Here is a 17,538-nt window from a genome sequence, read left to right on the forward strand (position 1 = left end):
GGGGATGGCGGGAAGGGGTGGCGCCGGGTGCGGTGGTGCGGCGGGATGGGCTCAGGTCACCGGACAGATGGCGCTGGACACGCGAAGGAGATCGACGTGGAGTCGACCTACCAGGGTGGTTCCGGCGCTAGACATGGCAAGAGATTCGCACGGCGCGGGACTCGCGGTCCACTAACATCCAGATACTGGACGCTGATGTTTCGTCATGTGGGACGCCTGGAGGTTCCCGCCGCTCCCGGCCCGGGTGTCCGGCAACGCCCCCGCACCCCGGGGAGATCAACCGGCGGGTCCCGGCCCGATACCGTTAGCCCTGTGCAAGCAGCAGGCGATACGAGCAGAGCGAACCCCGAGCGGCCCTCCCGGCGCCGGGGCAAGGGCGCCCGGCGTGCGGCCAAACAGGCCACCTGGCGCCGCACGGCGTGGGAGCTGATCAGGGACACCACCAACACCTGCGTCGAGTACCGGGTCACCGGTCTCGCCGCGGAGGCGGCGTTCTTCACCCTGCTGTCGATCCCACCACTGCTGCTCGGCCTGGCCGGCACCCTCGGCTACCTCGACAAGTTCCTCGGCGCGGGCACCATCGACCGGCTCAAGCACGACATCGTCTCGGCCTCCGGGACGGTCCTGTCGGACTCCTCCGTCAAGGAGGTCGTGGTCCCGCTGCTGAACCAGGTGTTCGACCACTCCCGGCCCGACCTCGTCTCGATCGGCTTCCTGCTGTCGCTGTGGTCCGGCTCCAGGGCGCTCTACATCTTCATCGACACCATCACCGTCATGTACGGGCTCGACGGCAAGCGGGGCATCGTCAAGACCCGGCTGATGTCGCTCGGCCTCTACCTCGGCGCCCTGGTGATCGGCTCCCTGGTGCTGCCGCTGCTGATGGCCGGGCCCGGGCTGGTGGAGAACGCCGTGCCCGGCATCGCCGGGCTGGTCGGCGCTGCCTACTGGCCGGTCGCGATCGTGCTGCTGATCGTCTCCCTGACCACCCTCTACCACCTGGCCGTCCCGGTCTCGACGCCGTGGCGCGAGGACATCCCCGGCGCCCTGGTCGCCCTGGTGGTGCTGGTCTTCTGCAGCGTCGGCCTGCGGCTCTACCTGGTCAGCTCGGTAGAGGGCCCGTCGGTGTACGGCTCGCTCGCGGCGCCGGTGGCCGTCCTGCTGTGGATCTTCGTGGTGGCCCTGGCGGTGCTCATCGGCGCCGCCATGAACGCCGCGATAGACCGGCGCTGGCCCACCCTGGAGACCGCCGACGCCCGCGCCGAGAACGAGCGGGCCCACGAGGAGGCGGCCGCGGCCGTGGTCCGCGAGGTCGCCGCCCGACGGGCCGTCGAACGCGCCCGCCGCGCCCGCGCACTCGGGCTCGCCGAGGGCGTCGAGGAAGAGTGGGGCGAGGACGAGGGCGAGGACGTCGACGTGCCCTCCGAGTACCCGGAGCGGTGGGCCGACGTGCTCGCCGCCGACAACGTGCGCGGCCGGCTCACCGCCCGCGGCGGGCCGCACCACCGGCCCGCCCCGCCGCCGCCGGACAGCGACCGGCCGAGCGGGCCGCCGCCGGAGCCCACCGGGCCGGAGGGCCCCCCGGAGCCGCTCGGACCGCCGGGGCAGGAGGTGCCGGGGTACCCGCCGCGGCCGCCCCGGCCGCCGTGGGAACAGCGGTGACGCGGACGGCGGCGAAGCGGGCCGTGGTGTCCGGGCACCGGTAGCCGGGTACTGCCGGCCGGGCCGTGGTGGAACGGGCAGGGCCTCCCCCGAGGTGCGGGGGAGGCCCTGTCGGCTTCGGTGCGGGGGTCTTCCTCGGGATGGTCTCCGTCGGGGCGGCCCGCGGTGGGGTGGTCCGCGTCGGGGTGGACGGGTCAGGTGGTCGCCGGGCCCGTGGGGTGGCCGTACTGCGGGGCGGCGGGCGTGTGACCGCCCTGTGGACCGGACGGCAGCGGGCCGGCGGGGGTGTGACCGCCCTGCGGGCCGGACGGCGGCGGGCCGGCGGGCGTGTGACCGTACGGCGGACGCAGCTCGGTGACGGCGGAGGGATCGGTCCCGCCCGGGGCGGCGGGCCGGAACGCGTCGGCAGTGGCGCCGTGGGCGGGGCGCAGCTCGGTGACGGCGGAGGGGTCGGTCGCGCCGGGGTCCGTCGAGGCCCAGGCCGGTGCCGGGCCGTCAGGTGCCCGGTCGGCCGCCGCCGGGGCGGCCCGGGCGGGCAGCGGCTCGGGGGAGGGCTGGGCCGGCTCCAGGGCGGTGCGCCCGGAGGAGTCGCTCAGTTTGATCAGCAGCGCGACCATCAGCCAGTTCGCCAGCAGCGAGGAACCTCCCGCGGCCAGGAACGGCAGCGCCTTGCCGGTCAGCGGGACCAGCCCGCTCACCCCGCCGACGACCACGAAGATCTGCAGCGCCAGCGCCGCCGACAGGCCGGTGGCCAGCAGCTTGCCGAACGGGTCGGTCAGGCCGACCGCGGTGCGCAGGCCCCGCTGGATCAGCAGCACGTAGACCATCAGCACGGCCGTCACCCCGGCCAGGCCCAGCTCCTCGCCGATGGTGGTGAAGATGAAGTCGCTGCGCCCGGCGAACCCGATCAGCCAGGGTCGGCCCGATCCCAGGCCGGTCCCGGTCAGGTGCCCGGTGCCCAGGCTGAACAGCGCCTCGGCGGGCTGCTCGGAGATCGCCTGGTCGTGCACCGGCTTGTAGTAGTCGAGGGGGTGCAGCCAGGCCTCGACGCGGCCGTGCACGTGCGGCTCCACGGTGCCGACCACCGCCGCGCCGCCGACCGCCATCAGCAGGCCGAGCACCACCCAGCTGGTGCGCTCGGTGGCCACGTACAGCATCACGATGAAGACGCCGAAGAAGATCAGCGAGGTGCCCAGGTCGCGTTCGAAGATCAGCACCAGCAGGCTGACCACCCAGATCGCCAACACCGGGCCGGCGTGCCGGCCACGCGGCAGGGTCATCCCCCAGATCTTCCGTCCGGCCAGCGCGAGCGCGTCCCGCGAGGCCATCAGGTAGCCCGCGAAGAAGATCGTGATCGCGACCTTCACGAACTCGTCCGGCTCGAAGGAGAGCCCGAACAGCCGGATCCAGCGCTTCGCGCCGAAGCTGTCGCTGGGCGAGGCCACCGGCGCGGCCAGCAGGATCAGCGCGCCCGCCATCAGCAGGTAGACGTAGCGCTGGAAGAAGCGGTGGTGCTTGACCAGCACGATCAGCGCGATCGCCGCCGCCACCGAGAGGAACACCCACATCAGCTGGGAGGGCGCGGCCGGGAGCTTCTGGTAGTCGCCCTTGGCGCTGTGCGCGGCCTTGTAGCTGATGTCCAACCGGTCCAGCAGCACCAGCCCGAAGCCGGTCAGGAAGACGCCGAGCGGCAGGATCAGCGGGTCCGCGTACGGCGCGAACCGCCGCACCGCCAGGTGCGCCACCCCGGCGAGCGCGCCCAGCGAGAGACCGTGCACCAGCAGCCCGGGCGGCAGCTTGCCGGTCAGCGCCAGATCGGCCTCGATGTGTCCGGCCAGACAGACGGCCACCGCGAGCGCCAGCAGTCCCAGCTCGATGTTGCGGTGGCGCGCGGCCAGCCGGCGGCCCTCGCCGCGTGCAGTGCTGTGCACCTCGTGTCGTCCCCTTGTCACCCACGTGGCGGGTATCGCCGACGGGCATCCTGCCAGACGTTTGTGTCGTGGCCGCGGTTGCGAACGGAGGGGCTCCGGGGGCAGAACTTTGCCTGGGCAAAGCTTTGCCGGGCCCCGGTAAAGCTTTGTTCAGCACCGGGTATAGAGGAGGGCCCCGCGCGCTCCGGGCCGGTGGCGCGGCGACATCATGGCCGGGCGCCGCGGTATCCGCCGCGGTGCCCGACGGCGACGGCGCGGACGACCGCCCCGCCTCGGTGGCGACGGGTGCGAGCGAGGTGACCGGACGGATGAACGGCGCGGTGGACGGCGCGGTCTCCGTACTCGCCTACGACGGCCCGCCCCCGTGGCAGTGGTCCTACCTGGCCACCGCCTGGACGGCCGAACCGCTGGTGCTCGCGCTCTCGGTGCTGCTCGGCGCCTGGTACCTGACCGCGGTGCGCACCGTCCACCGGTCCGGCGGCGAGCGGTGGCAGCCCACCCGCACCGCCGCGTTCCTCGGCGGACTGCTGCTGTGGATCTGGTGCACCTGCTCCGGCCTCGGGGTGTACGAGCGGATCCTCTTCACCGACCGGGCCGTGCAGGTCGTGCTGCTGCTGATGGTCGTCCCGCTGCTGCTCGCGCTCGGCGCACCGGTCTCGCTGCTGGTCGCGGCCGCGCCGCCGGCCCGGCGGGAGCGGATCCTGCGGGCGCTGCGCAGCCGACCGTCGAAGGTGCTGATGTTCCCGGCCGTCTCGACCGCGCTGCTGATGGCGCCGCCGTGGCTGCTGTACTTCACGCCCTGGTACGAGGAGTCGGTGTCCAGCGCGGCCGGGAACGTGCTGCTGCACCTGGCGCTGGTGCTGCTCGGGCTCGCCTACTTCTGGCCGCGGCTGCAGATCGACCCGGTCGGGCACGAGTACCCGCACCTGGTCGGGCTGTTCATCACCTTCGCCGAAGTGATCTTCGACGCGGGGCTCGGGATCGTGCTGATCTACGGCGGTCACCTGGTCGCCGAGCACCATTACGTGGCGCTCGGGCGGCCGTGGGGGCCGAGCCTGGTGCAGGACCAGACCTGGGGCGGCAACGCGTTCTGGGTGCTGGGGGACCTGGTCGGACTGCCGTTCCTGGCCGCGCTGGTGCGGCGGATGGTGGTGCAGGGGCGGGAGGAGATCCGGGCCGTGGACGCCGAGCTGGACGCGCGTTTCGAGGCGGCGGCCGAGGAGGCGCGGGCGGCGGGGCGGCCCGAGGAGGAGGAGACGGGGATGCGGCCGTGGTGGCTGGACGACCCGAACCTCAAGCACCGGTACGGGGGCTAATTTTTGCCCTTCCTCGACCTCCTGGCGGTCCGTGGAGCGCGTTTCCACAGGTCAAAAATGGGTTGGCGGGAGTGGGTCGCTTCGCTAGCGTGTGACGTGTCCGGTTCGGGGGCCATTGGGCCACCCGAGGAGTTCGGGGGTCATTGGGCCGCCCGAGGAGTAGAGAGCAGGAGGTGACCCCCGTGGTCGTTGTCGCCCCGATAGCTGCCCAGGGCAGCACGCGCGTTCACCTCCTCTTCCCGGCCGCCGGCTGAGCCCTTCGCGCCAGCCGTAGCCCGCCGGGACCATTTCCTCCCGAAGGGCCACTGCGTTGTTCGACGCTGCCTCCGTTCCGTCTTTCTCCACCCCTTCTTTCTCCCCCTCTTCTTCTTCCCTCCCCGACGCCGGCTCCGCGCTGACGGGCTACGGCTGGACGGCCGAGCTCGCCGAGCTCTTCGTCCCGCTCGGTGAGGCCGGGCTGCTCCCGGCCCGGATCGTCCGGGTCGACCGCGGCCAGTGCGACGCGGTGATCGCCGACCCGGAGACGGGCGAGCCGCGCATCGTTCGGTTCGACACCCGACCGGTCGGCGACGCCGACATGATCAACTGCCCGTGCACGGGCGACTGGGCGGCCGTGGACCTCCACGCCCGACCGATGGCGTCCGTCGTCGCGCTGCTGCCGCGCTCCACCGCGATCATCCGCAAGGTGGCCGGCAAGCGTTCCGACGGCCAGGTGCTGGCCGCCAACGTCGACACCGTCCTGATCGCCTCCTCACTCGCGACCGACCCCGACCTCGGGCGGATCGAGCGCTTCCTCGCCCTCGCCTGGGAGTCAGGCGCCGAACCGCTGGTCGCCCTCACCAAGGCCGACCTGGTGGACGACGCCGAGTTCATCCGGGCCGACGTCGAGGCCGTGGCGCCCGGGGTGACGGTGGTCGTGGTGAGCGCCGAGACCGGCGAGGGCATGGACGTGCTCCGTGCCTGCACCCCCGGCACCACCGCGGTGATCGGCCAGTCCGGCGTCGGCAAGTCCACGCTCACCAACGCGCTGGCCGGCGCCGAGGTGATGACCGTCCAGGAGGCCCGCGAGGTCGACCAGAAGGGCCGCCACACCACGACCACCCGCGAGCTGATCCCGCTGGCCGGCGGGGGCGTGCTGATCGACACTCCCGGTCTGCGCGAGGTCGGTCTCTACGGCGGCGAGGGCGTGGACCTGGCCTTCGCCGACATAGCCGAACTGGCCGAGGAATGCCGCTTCCACGACTGCGGCCACCACACCGAGCCGGGCTGCGCGGTGCGGGCGGCGCTGGCCGACGGCACCCTGCCGCAGCGCCGGATGGACAGCTACCTCAAACTCCAGCGCGAGAACGAGTGGATCGCCTCGCGGTCGGACGCCCGGGTGGCCAAGGCCCGGCTGCAGAAGTGGAAGACGATCACCAAGTCGATGCGCGCCACGGGAGGTCCGGTGAAGCGCTGATCCGCAGGCGTCGTCGGTCACCGTCGTCGCGCTGCGGCGCCGGTGGCCGACCGACGACGACGGTTGACCGGCGACCGAAGGGGCCGGCCTCCGCCGGGCCGTCGGACTCAGCGCAGGTCGGCCACCAGGCGGAAGCGCTGCAGGACCACCGGGGTGGCGTCGTCCACAGCGAAGTCCGGGTCGTCGAGGGCGGCGAGCATCTCCGGGCTGCGCCAGAACCCCTCGTGCGTCGCACGCCAGTCGGCCACGCTCCCGTAGCCCTCGCCCTCGTCCAGGGCGTGCTGCAGGTCGACCTCGGCGAGCGGGACCACACGGACGTCCGTGGTCTCGATCACCGCGACCCGGCGGCCGTCGGAATCGAGGACGGCGGCCCGCTCGCCGGGCTGCGGCAGGGGTTCGCCCGCGTGCTCGTAGTCGGCGATCAGACCGGTGGTGCTCGTCTTGGCGCCGCTGAGGACGGCCGCGACCAGTTGGTCGCGCAGCGGGCCGGGGAACGCGAACTCCTCCGGGGGCAGGGCGGCCACGCGCGGGTCGTCCGGGCCGGCGTACGGGTGGTCGGAGGGCTGGCCGCCCGGCTGCTCGATCATGGGCCGAGCGTATCCGGGGCGGGGCCGAACGGCCCGCGAATTCCGGGCCCGGGCGGTGGGCCGGGGCGGTGGGCCCGGGGGCCGGCGTGGCTGCGGACGGTGGGCTGCATGGTTGCGGGCCGGCAGGTCAGGGGCGGCGGGCCCGTGGGCCGCAGGCCGGGGGAGGGTAGGGGAGCGGAGGGCTCCGAACGGCGATGTCCGATTCCCGCCAGTCACCCCCCGTCCGATCCCGCAAACTGGACAACGTGATCGACGACGACATCCGGTACCGAGCCGTGGACAGCCGCGACGCCCGCTTCGACGGCGTCTTCTTCACGGCCGTCACCTCCACCGGCATCTACTGCCGACCGAGCTGCCCCGCCGTGACCCCCAAGCGCGTCAACTGCGTCTTCTACCCGAGCGCCGCGGCCGCCCAGGGCGCGGGCTTCCGGGCCTGCCGCCGCTGCCGCCCCGACTCCGTGCCGGGCTCGCCCGAGTGGAACCACCGGGCCGACCTGGTCGGCCGCGCGATGCGGCTGATCGGCGACGGCGTGGTGGACCGCGAGGGCGTCGCGGGCCTGGCGGGCCGACTCGGCTACAGCTCCCGCCAGCTGCAGCGCCAGCTCATCGCCGAGCTCGGCGCCGGCCCGATCGCGCTGGCCCGCGCCCGTCGCGCCCAGACCGCCCGGCTCCTCCTGCAGACCACCGAACTGCCCGTCACCGACGTCGCGTTCGCGGCCGGCTTCGCCTCCGTCCGCCAGTTCAACGACACCGTCCGCGAGGTCTACGACCGCACTCCCAGCGGCCTGCGCGCCGAAGTCACCGCCGGTCGTCGCACCGGGACCCCGGCCGGTGGCCTGACCCTGCGTCTCGCCTACCGCGGACCGCTGGACAGCGACCACCTGATCGACTTCCTCGCCCTGCGCGCCGTCCCAGGCGTGGAGGAGGTCGTCCAGGGCGAGCGCCCCGGCGTGCGCACCTACCGGCGCACCCTCGCGCTCCCGTACGGGCACGGCATCGCCGAGGTCGACGGCCTGGCGCCGGGCGAGCCGCGCACCCGCGGCTGGCTGGACTGCCGGCTGTTCCTCGCCGACCTGCGCGACCTGCCGACCGCCGTCCAGCGGCTGCGCATCCTCTTCGACCTGGACGCCGACCCGCTCGCCGTCGACGACCAGCTCGGCGCCGACCCGGTGCTCGGCCCGCTGGTCCGGGAGCGTCCCGGCCTGCGCTCGCCCGGCCACGTGGACCCGCACGAGCTCGCCGTCCGGGCCGTCCTCGGCCAGCAGGTCAGCGTGATCGCCGCCCGCACCCTGGCGGCCCGACTCACCGAGAAGTACGGCACCGCGCTGCCCCAGCCCAGCGGGGGTCTGCGGCTGCTCTTCCCGACCGCGGCCGCGCTGGCCACCGCGGACCCGGAGGACTTCGCGATGCCCGCCGCCCGCCGCCGCGCGCTCACCGGACTGTGCGCCGCACTGGCGGAGGGCGTGGTGAGCCTCGACAGCGGGGTCGACCGGGAGGAGGCCGCGGTCCGCCTGCTGGCCCTGCCCGGCATCGGCCCCTGGACGGTCGGCTACCTGCGGATGCGGGCCCTCGCCGACCCCGACGTCTTCCTGCCGAGCGACGTGGGCGTCAAGCACGGCCTCGTCCGGCTCGGCGCCCCCGGCGACCCGAAGTCCGCCGCCCGCGCGGCCGAGGCCTGGGCGCCGTGGCGCTCCTACGCGGTCCACCGACTGTGGGCCGGCCCCGCGATCACCAGCACCGGAACGGAGAACGAACGAGCATGAGCACCACCGCCCACCCCGCCACCGCCCCCACCGCGGCTCCCGCCGACACGGCTCACCCCACCACGGCTCACCCCGCCACCGTCTACACGACCATGGAGAGCCCCTTCGGCCCGCTGTTGCTCAGCGGCGTCCTGCCCGAGGACGGCGGGCCGGCCGCGCTGGCCACCGTCACGGCGCCGGGCCAGAAGTACGCGCTGGCCGAGCCCGCCGACGACTGGGTCCTCGACCCGGAGGCGCTCGCCGAGCCGGTGGCCCAGCTGACCGCCTACTTCGCCGGCGAGCGCACCGAGTTCGACCTGCCGCTCGCGCCCGTGGGCACCGAGTTCCGCCGCAGGATCTGGGCCGCGCTGGACGAGGTCCCGTACGGGACGACCGTGACGTACGGCGCACTCGCCGAGCTGGCCGGGCAGGAGCCGCGGATGGTGCGCGCCGTCGGCGGCGCGGTGGGTGCCAATCCTCTGCTCATCGTGCGCCCCTGCCACCGGGTGCTCGGCGCCAACGGCTCGCTCACCGGGTTCGCGGCGGGCGTGGACCGCAAGCGCCGGCTGCTGGAGCTGGAGAGCGGCACGCTGTTCTGAGTGCCGCCCTGGTTCCTCCGCTTCCCCCGGTCACTCCGAAGCGCGCAGGTCCACCCGCCAGTCGTGGCTGCGCATGAACCGCCCGGGCGGGAACTCGAACTCCGTCTCGCCGAGCAGCGTGAACCCGGCCTTGGCGCAGACCGCGTTGGAGGCGGGGTTGTCCACCGACGGGAAGGCGTGCAGGTAGCGGTGGGCGGCCTCGCGGCGGGCGGCCGCGACCGCGGCGCGGGTGGCGGCGACGGCGATGCCCCGGCCCTGGAAGCCGGGCAGCACGTTCCACCCCATCTCGTGGACGGTCCCGCCCCGCCAGGTCCGGGTGCCGTAGCCGACCGTGCCGACCGCGGTGCCCTCGTCAGGGGCGCTGTTCTTCGGTGCCCCGCCACCGACCGCCTCGGTCCCGGGCAGCAGCACGATCCGGTACATGCAGCCGAGGCCGGACGGGACGAAGTCCAGGTAGCGGCCGTGCCGGACGAGCAGTTGCTCTTCGGTCTCCGGCCCGCCGACGTGCTTCTTCATCTCCGGCGTGTTCACCCGGCGCAGCAGCGCGAGGTCGGCGTCCGTCCAGGGTTCGATCCGCACCTGTGCCGAGGTGCCCGTCCGCGCTGTGGTCATGCCGGGGAGGGTAGCGGGCCTCCCGGGCCGTGGACCAGTGCTTTTCCCCGTCGCAGCCGGATCGGGCCGTCGGATCGGGCCGACGGATCGGGCCGACGGATCGGGACCGGTGCCCCGGGCGGTCGGCTCAGCCCTGTTCGGTGCCGGTGCCGGTCCCGGGCTGGGCGAGGGCGCGGGCGAGCTGTTCCAGGGCGGGCAGGGCGTCGACGACCGCTTCGCGGTCGGCGGGGTCGAGGCTGCCGAGCGCGGTGGCGATGCGGCGCTCGTGGGCGTGTTGCCAGTCGTCCAGCTGGCGCCGGCCGGCCGGAGTGAGGGCGATCCGGGCGGTGCGGCGGTCGCCGGGGTCGGCCTGGCGGTCCACGAAGCCGGCTTCGAGCAGCTTGCCGACCAGTCCGCTGACGGTGTTGGGGGCGAGCCGTTGCCGGGCGGCCAGTTCGCCGACCCGCAACGGCGCGGCGGCGAGGGTCTGGAGGAGTTCGACCTGCGCCATCGGCAGGGACTCCCACGGGTAGTCGGTGCGGATGCTGCTGCGCAGTGCGCGGCGCAGCCGGGTGACGGTGTCGGTCAGCCGTCGGGCGTGCTCGACCGCCGGGTCGGGGCTTGCGGTGGCGGAGTCGGGAACGTGTGGTGACGACGGCATGGCGGACAGCGTATCTCCTGGTACGGGGCGTGCCGGGGGCGCGGTCCGTCCCTCGGACGCGGTGCGGACAGCCTGCGAGACGCTTCGTATCGCAGGACGACCTGCTCGTAGAAAGAACATGTCTGCATCCGATATATTCGTTCCATGAACGCCACCGCCCTTGCCGCACGGCTGCTCACCGAGCGGCCCCGGCCCCGCGGCATCGCCGGCTGGCGCCACGCCCACTGGCTGGCCGTCGGCACGGTCTGCCTCGGCGCCTTCCTCGGCCAGCTCGACGCCAGCGTCATCGCCCTGGTCTTCCCCGTCATCGGCCACCACTTCGACGCGGGCTACGCCGCCGTCGAATGGGTCGCCCTCGCCTACCTGCTCGTCCTGGTCGCCCTGCTGGCCCCGATCGGCCGGCTGTCCGACCTGGTGGGCCGCAAGACGATGTACATCGGCGGCTTCGCCGTGTTCGGCCTGTCCTCACTCGGCGCCGGATTCGCCGGCAGCCTCTGGATCCTGGTCGGCTGCCGGGGCGTCCAGGCCGTCGGCGCCGCGATGATGCAGGCCAACAGCGTCGCGCTGGTGGCGCGCGGCGTCCCGGAGCACGCGATGCGGCGGGCGCTCGGCATCCAGGCCTCCGCCCAGGGCCTCGGGCTGGCGCTCGGGCCGAGCCTCGGCGGACTGCTGGTCGAACACGCCTCGTGGCGCTGGGTGTTCTGGGTCAACGTGCCGATCGCCGTGTTCGGCATCCTGGCCGGCTGGTACCTGCTGCCGCGCACCCGGACGGAGCGGACGGGCCAGGCCGCCGTAGCGACGCCCGGTCCAGGGGCCGTGCCGACGCTCGGGGTGAGGGCGGTACCGGGGCCCCGGGTGCGAGCGGTTCCGGAGCCCCTCGCGCCCGCTGCGGTGCGCCCGCACCGGGACGACACCCACTTCGACCTGCCCGGCATGCTGTTGCTCGGCGGCGCGACCACGGCGCTGCTGCTCGCGCTGTCCACCGCCTCCGGCCTACCGCTGCCCGGCTGGGCCGTCACCGTCCTGCTGCTCGCCGCCGCGGCGCTCACGGCGGCGCTGGTGCGCCAGGAGCGGCGGGCGGCCCGGCCGATCCTGGCGCCCGGACTGGTCAACACCCCGGGCGTGCGGTCCGGCCTGGTGGTTGCGCTGATCGGCTACCTGCTGCTGTTCTGCCCGCTCGTGCTGGGCCCCGTGCTGCTCACCGGCGCCGGTGTGTCGACCGCCGGCGCGGGCCTGCTGGTCACCCTGCTGCCCGCCGCGTTCGCCTTCGCCGCGACGGTCGGCGGCGGGCTGCTGCCCCGAGGCTGGTCGGACGTGACCAGGTGCCGGGCCGGCGCCGCCGTCGCGGCCGCCGGGCTGCTGCTGTTCGCGCTGCTGCCGGCCACTGCCGTGTCGGCGGCCCCGCTGCTGGTCGCCGGGTACGGGCTGGGCCTGCTGCTGCCCGCCAACAACGCGCTGGTGATGCGGGCGATCCCGGCGGAGTGCTCGGCGGTCGGCGGCGGCATGGTGAACATGGCGCGCAGCCTCGGCACGGCGTTCGGCATGGCGCTGTCGGTCCTCGGCGTCCACCTGGCGGGCGCCGCGTCCGGTGGGCGGACGGTGCTGCTGCTCCTCGCGGCGGTCGCGGCGGCCGCCGCGGTCCTCACCCGGCCCGCCCGAGCGGCCGGCACCGCCCGTACGGTCCGCGCGGGCGGGACGGCTCGTGCCACCCGAACGGACCGTGCACCCCGTGCACCCCGCGCGGAGCGTCGCTAGCGGGCCGGGGCGTTCAGGGCGTCCTGGGCCCGGCTCAGGCCGAGCCGTACCAGGGTCTCCAGGGCGTCGGCGCACCGGTCCAACTCGCCGGGCATCGCGGCCAGTTCGTCGTCCGAGAACCTCTTCAGCACGTAGTCGCCGACGCTCTGCCCCTTCGGCGGCCGCCCGACGCCGAACCGCAGCCGGACGAAGTCACGGGTGCCGAGCACCTCGCCCACCGAGCGCACCCCGTTGTGGCCGCCGGGCCCGCCGCCGCGCTTCAGCTTGGCGGAGCCGAACGCGAAGTCCAGGTCGTCCTGCACGACCACCAGCCGCTCCACGGGCACGCCGTACCGGCGCATCAGCGCGGCCACCGGACGGCCGGACAGGTTGATGAACCACAGCGGCTTGGCGAGCAGCACCGGCCGGCCGTCGACCTCGATCTCCGCGACCAGCGTGGCGATCCCCCGCCGGCGGAACCGGGCGCCGTGCCGCTCGGCCAGTCGGTCGGCGGCGAGGAAGCCCGCGTTGTGTCGGGTCTGCCGGAACCACGGTCCGGGGTTGCCGAGTCCGGCGATCAGCCAGGGGGTGTCGGGGGTGTCGGGGGTCATCTGGGGTCTCCGTGCGGGGGCGGGGGCGGGGGCGGGGCTGGGGGTGGGAACGGCGGACGGCCGGGGCGCGGTGGTGACGGTACGGGACCGTCGGCCGCGCCCCGGCCGTCCGGGGAACGAGGCGGTGAAGGCCGGTCGGGGAGCCGGCTCAGGAGGCGGGCACACCGGGGGCGGCGCCGCGCTCCTGGAGCATGTCGGTCATCAGCTGCACCTCGGAGGTCTGGGCGACCACCATCGACTGCGCGAGCCGCTTCTCGGTGTCGTTCCTGGCCAGGTCCACGTAGCCCTGGGCCATCTCGACGCCGCCCTTGTGGTGCTCGATCATCAGCTGCAGGTAGAACACCTCGGCGTCCCGCCCGCTGAGCGAACGCAGCTTCGCGATCTGGGTGTTGGTCGCCATGCCGGGCATCAGCGAACCGTCGTGCGCCGGGTAGTCGTGGCCCATCTTCATCCACGCCATCGGCTTGGCGGTCGAGTGCTGGGTCAGCCCCCACTGGTCCAGCCAGCCCATCATCATCCCGCGCTGGTTGGCCTGGGTGTTGATGATGTCGAAGGCGAGGGTGCGGGTCGGCTCGTCGCCGGTCCGGTCCCGGACCGCGAACGACAGGTCCACCGCCTGCTGGTGGTGGGTCGCCATGTCGCGGGCGAAGCCGGCCTCGGGCGAATCGTCCGCCGGGACGGACAGCGAGGTGCCGGAGGCGGAGGTCCCGCTCGCGACCAGCGCCGGCACGCCCAGCGCCAGCGCCACGGCGGCGGCCAGCGCAGCCGGCCACCACATGCGCCGGCGGCGCGGGGCCGCTGCTCCGCCGTCCTCGGCGGTGACGGCTCCGGTGACGGCCTCCGCGGCCGTCCCGACGGCGTCCTCGGCCACGGCGCCCCCGGAGCGGTCCGCGTCGGCGGTCACATCTGCCCCATGGTGCAGGAGGCGCCCGGCTCCTGGGTCTGCTTGCCCTGGACGTACTTGGTGAAGAACTCGTTCACCCGCGGGTCGCCGGCGCTGTCCACGACCAGCTGGGTGCTCCAGGCGTTCAGGGTGATGGTGCCCTGCTCGTCCGGGTACGGGCTCATCAGCGAGTACGGGGTGGTCTTCACCTTGTCGGAGAGGGTCTTGATGTCGTCCGGCGTGGCCTTGCCGTTGTAGGTCACCCACACGGCGCCGTGCTCCAGCGAGTGGACGGCGCGCTCGTTCTCGACCGGCTGGTCGTAGACGTGGCCCATGCAGTCCAACCAGACCGCGTTGTGGTCGCCGCCGACGGGCGGGGTCATCGGGTAGGTGACCTTCTCCTTCACGTGGTTGCGGGTCAGCTCGCCGAAGGTCTTCACGCCGGGGATGTCCGCGTTGGCGGCGGCTTCCTTGTCCTTCTTCTTCTGGTTCTGGTCCATGACGACCCAGGTGCCGGTGGCTATCGCGGCGATCACCAGCACACCGGCCACCACCGAGGCGACGACCTTGTTGCGGCGGTCGCGGCGCTGCTCGGCGGCGCGCAGCTCGGCGATCCGGGCGCGGCGGTCGAGGCCGGCCTGCTTGCCGCCGGACTTGTTGGACTGCTTCGAAGCGGAACCCATGACGGTGTCCTTGTCTCCGCCGCGCACGGGTCGGTGGCGGCGGTCAGCTGGAGTGTGTGGCGTGGCGGATCCGTCGGCGGCTGGGCCGACGGTGGGTTCCGCTCAGGACCGGTGGACCTGGAGCTCGTGCAGGTCGGGCGCCGGGTGCGAACCGTCCAGCAGGCCCGCGGGCACCACCCGGGGCGGCGCCTCGGGCGCGGCCGGGGTCACGGGCGACACGGCGGGCTGCGGCTGCGGCGGCGGATTGGGCAGCTGGGCGTCCTGCGGGCAGTACGGGTGGCTGGAGCAGCCGTTGTTGCGCGGGGGCTCGCCGTCGGCGGTGCAGAGGATCCAGTGCCCCTGCTCCTCGGCGATCCGGCGCTGGTCGGAGGCGTTCGGGGCCTTGCCGACCTCGGCGATCTTCGCGGCCTTGGCGGGCCTGGTGGCCTGCGCGGCGTGGCCGGCGTGGGGCGTTTGTCCCGTCGCGACCTGGACGCTGACGACGCTGACGGCGGTGACCGGGGCGGCGGCCGGCACCGGAAGGGCGGGCCCGTCCAACGCCTTCGCCTGGCCGGCGCAGGGCAGCATCGTCAGCAGGGCCACGAGCAGCAGGACCAACAGCGCACCCACCGGGCGGCCCGCCGGTGCGGCCCTCCCCGGTCGGGGCGAGCTGGGGGCCGACGCGGTCATGCGGACATTTAATCAGCCGAACGTGTGAAGCGATGCCCCCATCGGCCCTGATTTTCGGGCACCAGCACGCCCGGATGTCCAGGAAACACCCTGCTCCGGGCACATCCGGCAAGCACGGACGGAACGGAAGCGAACGGGGCGGTGACGTCCACGGCCGGGACCCGGGGCGCGGACCACGAACCGGCTGGTCGGCGCGGTGGCCGGGATGCTCCGCTGGGTGACCGGTTGTCGCCGAAACCCGGACAGGGTCGTCGCACGTGGAGAACAATGACGTCGTGCCCGGCCCGCCGGGGGCGGCGCGACCACGGACCCGAGCAGGAGCCGCCAGATGAGCAAGCAGGGTGCACCCGCACAGCCGCACCGGCCCGACGACGGCTGGTGGGACACCGTCTACGACGGCCCGGCGGGCACCCTCCCCGACACCCCGCACGCCGACCCGGGGGACGGCAGCGTCGACGACTGGTTCGACACGGCGGTCGGGCTCATCGGGCAACAGCGCTCGCCGGAGCCGTCGGCCGGGACGACGGCGGAGCCGACGGTGCAGGAGGACCCGGCCCTGGCCGCGGAGCCGGCCGCGACCGGGGAACCGGCCGTGCCCCTGACAGCAGCGCCGATCGCGGCGCCGGAAGCCGGGCCGGAGCCGGCCCAGGTACCGGAGCAGGCGGCCGCGCCGGAAGCCGAGCAGGCACCTACTCGCCCGCCTGCACAGGACGAAGGGGACGGCGGGGACAGCCTCGACGACTGGTTCGCCACCGCGGTCGGCGTGATCGACGGCACGGGGTCGACCGGGTCGGCCGAGGCGACCGAGGGGACCGGGTCGTGGCGGACGTCCGCGGAGACCCACCGCTTTCCGGCGCCCGCCTTCGCCGATGACGCACCGAAGGCGGAGCCGGCGCCCGAGGCGCCGCCGGAGCCGCCGGAGCCGGAGTCGGCGACCAGGTCGGAAGCCGGCCCGGTCTCGCTGGAGAAGACCGACTCGCCGTCCGCCCCTGAGCCTGAGCCCGTGGCCGGGACGGACCCGGTGGCCGAGCCCGAGCCCGAGCCCGAGCCCGTCGCGGCCGAGGTCCCGGAGGTTTCCGAGCTGCCCGAAGCCGCCGAGGAATCCGAACGGTCGGAAGCCGCCGCCACCGCCGCTGCCGCAGAAGCCGCCGACGCCCCCGGGACGCCCGACGCCCCCGCAGCGGCCGGCCGGCCTGCCCCCGCCCCCACCCCTGCCCCCGCCTCCACCCCCGTCCCGGCGCCCGAACCGGAGCCCGACCACGGACCGGCGCCCGAGCCCGCTCCCGAACCGGGGGCGCCCGCCGCGACCGTCCCCGACCCCCGTCCGGCCGTCCGCTCGCCGCTCGCCGACGGCGGGGTCGCCGTCCCGCACGTCGGCGAACGCCCCCCGACGTACGGGCCCGAGCCGACGGCCCTGCCGGAGGTGGACCCGGCGTCGCTCCGCGCGCTCGTCCCGGACACCGTGCTGGAGGGTGCGCAGTACGGGCCGTCCGTACTGCGGGCCGCCTCCGTCCGGGGCGACTCCGCCCGCTACCGGGGCGAACCGCGCCAGGACTCCCTGCTGGTCACCCGCTTCGGCGACGGGCCGGACGGACTGTTGCTCGCCGTACTCGGCGGTTTCGACCGGGTGGCCGGCGCCGGGGACGACGCGGTCACGCCGGATGCCGTCGCCACCGGGACGGGCGAGGCCTGCCGCCAGCTCGCCGCCGCGATCGGGCGCAGCCGGGCCGGGCTGGCCGCGGACCTGCGCGACGGCGCCCGGGACCGGCTCCGCTACGGCCTGCAGCGGCTGGCCACCGGTGCCGCCGCCCCGCTGCGCGCGCTGGCGCCCCGGGCGGAGGGGGACGACTCCCCGTCGCCGGCCTCGCTGCACTGCCTGATGATGTCGCTCGACCCGGAGGTGGGGTACCGCGCGGCCTTCGGCGTCGGCCCGGGCGGCCTCTACCTGCTGCGCTCCGGTCACTGGATCGACGCGTACGGGGCCCGGTTGCTGCACCACCCGGACGGCCAGCCGCCGGTGCCGGAGGGGGCTGCGGCCCCGGAGCCGCGCCCGTTCCGCTTCCGGTTGGTCCCCGCCACACCGGGGGACATCCTGTTGCTCTGCACTCCCGGGCTGGCCCGCCCGGTCGCCGACGAACCGGCCGTCGCCCACTTCCTCTCCACCCACTGGGCGCACCCGCACCCGCCGGGCACCGTCGACTTCCTGCGCCAGGTGCAGGTCCGCGCCAAGGGCTACGCCGACGACCGCACCGCCGCCGCCGTCTGGACCGAGTAGATGTAGACCGGTCTCTATATTTTGCTCCTCACCGCGCGGGTCACCCCTGCACCAGAAGTCGGCCCGATCGACCTCTGGTGCAGGTGCAGGTGCAGGCGCTGCTTCCGTGTTGGCGGGTGAGTCTGTAGACCGGTCTCCATA

Annotated in this window: 16 protein-coding genes; 7 read left to right on the forward strand and 9 right to left on the reverse strand. The window is 74.4% G+C overall.

Features of this window, described 5'->3' with window-relative positions; translation table 11 throughout:
• Nucleotides 1–51 precede the first annotated feature (51 nt).
• Nucleotides 52–135, reverse strand: a complete 84-nt coding sequence (locus AB0D10_RS37875) for a putative leader peptide (protein ID WP_318264789.1) — start codon at nucleotides 133–135, stop codon at nucleotides 52–54.
• 177 nt (nucleotides 136–312) lie between these two features.
• Here AB0D10_RS37875 and AB0D10_RS37880 point away from each other — a divergent pair, with 177 nt between their 5' ends.
• Entirely contained in the window at nucleotides 313–1,659 is a 1,347-nt protein-coding gene (locus AB0D10_RS37880; protein ID WP_360264851.1) for a YihY/virulence factor BrkB family protein, read from the forward strand.
• Between the two features lie 194 nt (nucleotides 1,660–1,853).
• Here the strand turns inward: AB0D10_RS37880 and AB0D10_RS37885 are convergent, their stop codons facing one another.
• Nucleotides 1,854–3,590, reverse strand: coding sequence for an FtsW/RodA/SpoVE family cell cycle protein (locus AB0D10_RS37885; RefSeq protein ID WP_360264854.1), 1,737 nt, complete (start codon nucleotides 3,588–3,590; stop codon nucleotides 1,854–1,856).
• Nucleotides 3,591–3,826: 236 nt separating this feature from the next.
• Here AB0D10_RS37885 and AB0D10_RS37890 point away from each other — a divergent pair, with 236 nt between their 5' ends.
• Together AB0D10_RS37890 and rsgA are read left to right on the forward strand one after the other, a co-directional pair.
• Complete coding sequence (locus AB0D10_RS37890) at nucleotides 3,827–4,906, forward strand: cytochrome c oxidase assembly protein (RefSeq protein ID WP_360264856.1); 1,080 nt, start codon at nucleotides 3,827–3,829, stop codon at nucleotides 4,904–4,906.
• A 394-nt stretch (nucleotides 4,907–5,300) separates the two neighbouring features.
• Nucleotides 5,301–6,362 carry a ribosome small subunit-dependent GTPase A gene (gene rsgA, locus AB0D10_RS37895; RefSeq protein WP_360264933.1) on the forward strand — a complete coding sequence of 354 codons (1,062 nt, stop codon included), beginning with the start codon at nucleotides 5,301–5,303 and terminating at the stop codon, nucleotides 6,360–6,362.
• Between the two features lie 107 nt (nucleotides 6,363–6,469).
• On the opposite strand, the gene AB0D10_RS37900 is transcribed toward rsgA, so the two are convergent.
• Nucleotides 6,470–6,949, reverse strand: a complete 480-nt coding sequence (locus tag AB0D10_RS37900; protein WP_360264858.1) for an ASCH domain-containing protein — start codon at nucleotides 6,947–6,949, stop codon at nucleotides 6,470–6,472.
• A gap of 194 nt (nucleotides 6,950–7,143) precedes the next feature.
• Between AB0D10_RS37900 and AB0D10_RS37905 the strand changes: the two genes are divergently transcribed.
• Both AB0D10_RS37905 and AB0D10_RS37910 read left to right on the forward strand, forming a co-directional pair.
• Entirely contained in the window at nucleotides 7,144–8,712 is a 1,569-nt protein-coding gene (locus tag AB0D10_RS37905; protein ID WP_360264861.1) for an AlkA N-terminal domain-containing protein, read from the forward strand.
• A gap of 92 nt (nucleotides 8,713–8,804) precedes the next feature.
• Entirely contained in the window at nucleotides 8,805–9,290 is a 486-nt protein-coding gene (locus AB0D10_RS37910; RefSeq protein ID WP_360264936.1) for a methylated-DNA--[protein]-cysteine S-methyltransferase, read from the forward strand.
• Between the two features lie 30 nt (nucleotides 9,291–9,320).
• Here the strand turns inward: AB0D10_RS37910 and AB0D10_RS37915 are convergent, their stop codons facing one another.
• A complete protein-coding gene (locus tag AB0D10_RS37915) occupies nucleotides 9,321–9,902 on the reverse strand; it encodes a GNAT family N-acetyltransferase (RefSeq protein ID WP_360264864.1) in 582 nt (193 codons plus the stop codon).
• Nucleotides 9,903–10,029: 127 nt separating this feature from the next.
• Nucleotides 10,030–10,542, reverse strand: a complete 513-nt coding sequence (locus AB0D10_RS37920) for a MarR family winged helix-turn-helix transcriptional regulator (protein WP_360264867.1) — start codon at nucleotides 10,540–10,542, stop codon at nucleotides 10,030–10,032.
• Between the two features lie 144 nt (nucleotides 10,543–10,686).
• On the opposite strand from AB0D10_RS37920, the gene AB0D10_RS37925 reads away from it, so the two are divergent.
• The gene (locus AB0D10_RS37925) at nucleotides 10,687–12,297 is read left to right on the forward strand and encodes an MFS transporter (protein ID WP_360264869.1); all 1,611 of its coding nucleotides are present in this window, start codon (nucleotides 10,687–10,689) and stop codon (nucleotides 12,295–12,297) included.
• Here the strand turns inward: AB0D10_RS37925 and pth are convergent.
• From pth to AB0D10_RS37945, 4 genes are all read right to left on the reverse strand, one after another.
• On the reverse strand, nucleotides 12,294–12,887 hold the full coding sequence (pth, locus tag AB0D10_RS37930; RefSeq protein ID WP_360264872.1) for an aminoacyl-tRNA hydrolase: 594 nt from the start codon (nucleotides 12,885–12,887) through the stop codon (nucleotides 12,294–12,296). The two genes, AB0D10_RS37925 and pth, sit on opposite strands and share 4 nt — an antisense overlap.
• 148 nt (nucleotides 12,888–13,035) lie before the next feature.
• Entirely contained in the window at nucleotides 13,036–13,665 is a 630-nt protein-coding gene (locus AB0D10_RS37935; protein WP_360264939.1) for a DUF305 domain-containing protein, read from the reverse strand.
• A gap of 122 nt (nucleotides 13,666–13,787) precedes the next feature.
• Entirely contained in the window at nucleotides 13,788–14,453 is a 666-nt protein-coding gene (locus AB0D10_RS37940; RefSeq protein WP_360264875.1) for a DUF3105 domain-containing protein, read from the reverse strand.
• A gap of 102 nt (nucleotides 14,454–14,555) precedes the next feature.
• Nucleotides 14,556–15,122: a hypothetical protein gene (locus AB0D10_RS37945; protein WP_360264878.1), complete on the reverse strand. Its 567-nt coding sequence runs from the start codon at nucleotides 15,120–15,122 to the stop codon at nucleotides 14,556–14,558.
• A 328-nt stretch (nucleotides 15,123–15,450) separates the two neighbouring features.
• Between AB0D10_RS37945 and AB0D10_RS37950 the strand changes: the two genes are divergently transcribed.
• Nucleotides 15,451–17,397, forward strand: coding sequence for a hypothetical protein (locus tag AB0D10_RS37950; protein WP_360264881.1), 1,947 nt, complete (start codon nucleotides 15,451–15,453; stop codon nucleotides 17,395–17,397).
• The last annotated feature ends 141 nt before the right edge of the window (nucleotides 17,398–17,538 follow it).

Source organism: Kitasatospora sp. NPDC048545 (assembly GCF_040651155.1).
Lineage (GTDB): Bacteria > Actinomycetota > Actinomycetes > Streptomycetales > Streptomycetaceae > Kitasatospora.

Coding starts and splice junctions, on each gene's coding strand:
- AB0D10_RS37920 (WP_360264867.1), bottom strand. CDS start 10,542: ATGCCGTCGTCACCACACGTTCCCGACTCCGCCACCGCAAGCCCCGAC.
- AB0D10_RS37875 (WP_318264789.1), bottom strand. CDS start 135: ATGTCTAGCGCCGGAACCACCCTGGTAGGTCGACTCCACGTCGATCTC.
- AB0D10_RS37915 (WP_360264864.1), bottom strand. CDS start 9,902: ATGACCACAGCGCGGACGGGCACCTCGGCACAGGTGCGGATCGAACCC.
- AB0D10_RS37950 (WP_360264881.1), top strand. CDS start 15,451: ATGAGCAAGCAGGGTGCACCCGCACAGCCGCACCGGCCCGACGACGGC.
- AB0D10_RS37900 (WP_360264858.1), bottom strand. CDS start 6,949: ATGATCGAGCAGCCGGGCGGCCAGCCCTCCGACCACCCGTACGCCGGC.
- AB0D10_RS37945 (WP_360264878.1), bottom strand. CDS start 15,122: ATGACCGCGTCGGCCCCCAGCTCGCCCCGACCGGGGAGGGCCGCACCG.
- AB0D10_RS37910 (WP_360264936.1), top strand. CDS start 8,805: ATGGAGAGCCCCTTCGGCCCGCTGTTGCTCAGCGGCGTCCTGCCCGAG.
- AB0D10_RS37935 (WP_360264939.1), bottom strand. CDS start 13,665: ATGTGGTGGCCGGCTGCGCTGGCCGCCGCCGTGGCGCTGGCGCTGGGC.
- AB0D10_RS37940 (WP_360264875.1), bottom strand. CDS start 14,453: ATGGGTTCCGCTTCGAAGCAGTCCAACAAGTCCGGCGGCAAGCAGGCC.
- AB0D10_RS37925 (WP_360264869.1), top strand. CDS start 10,687: ATGAACGCCACCGCCCTTGCCGCACGGCTGCTCACCGAGCGGCCCCGG.
- pth (WP_360264872.1), bottom strand. CDS start 12,887: ATGACCCCCGACACCCCCGACACCCCCTGGCTGATCGCCGGACTCGGC.
- AB0D10_RS37905 (WP_360264861.1), top strand. CDS start 7,144: ATGTCCGATTCCCGCCAGTCACCCCCCGTCCGATCCCGCAAACTGGAC.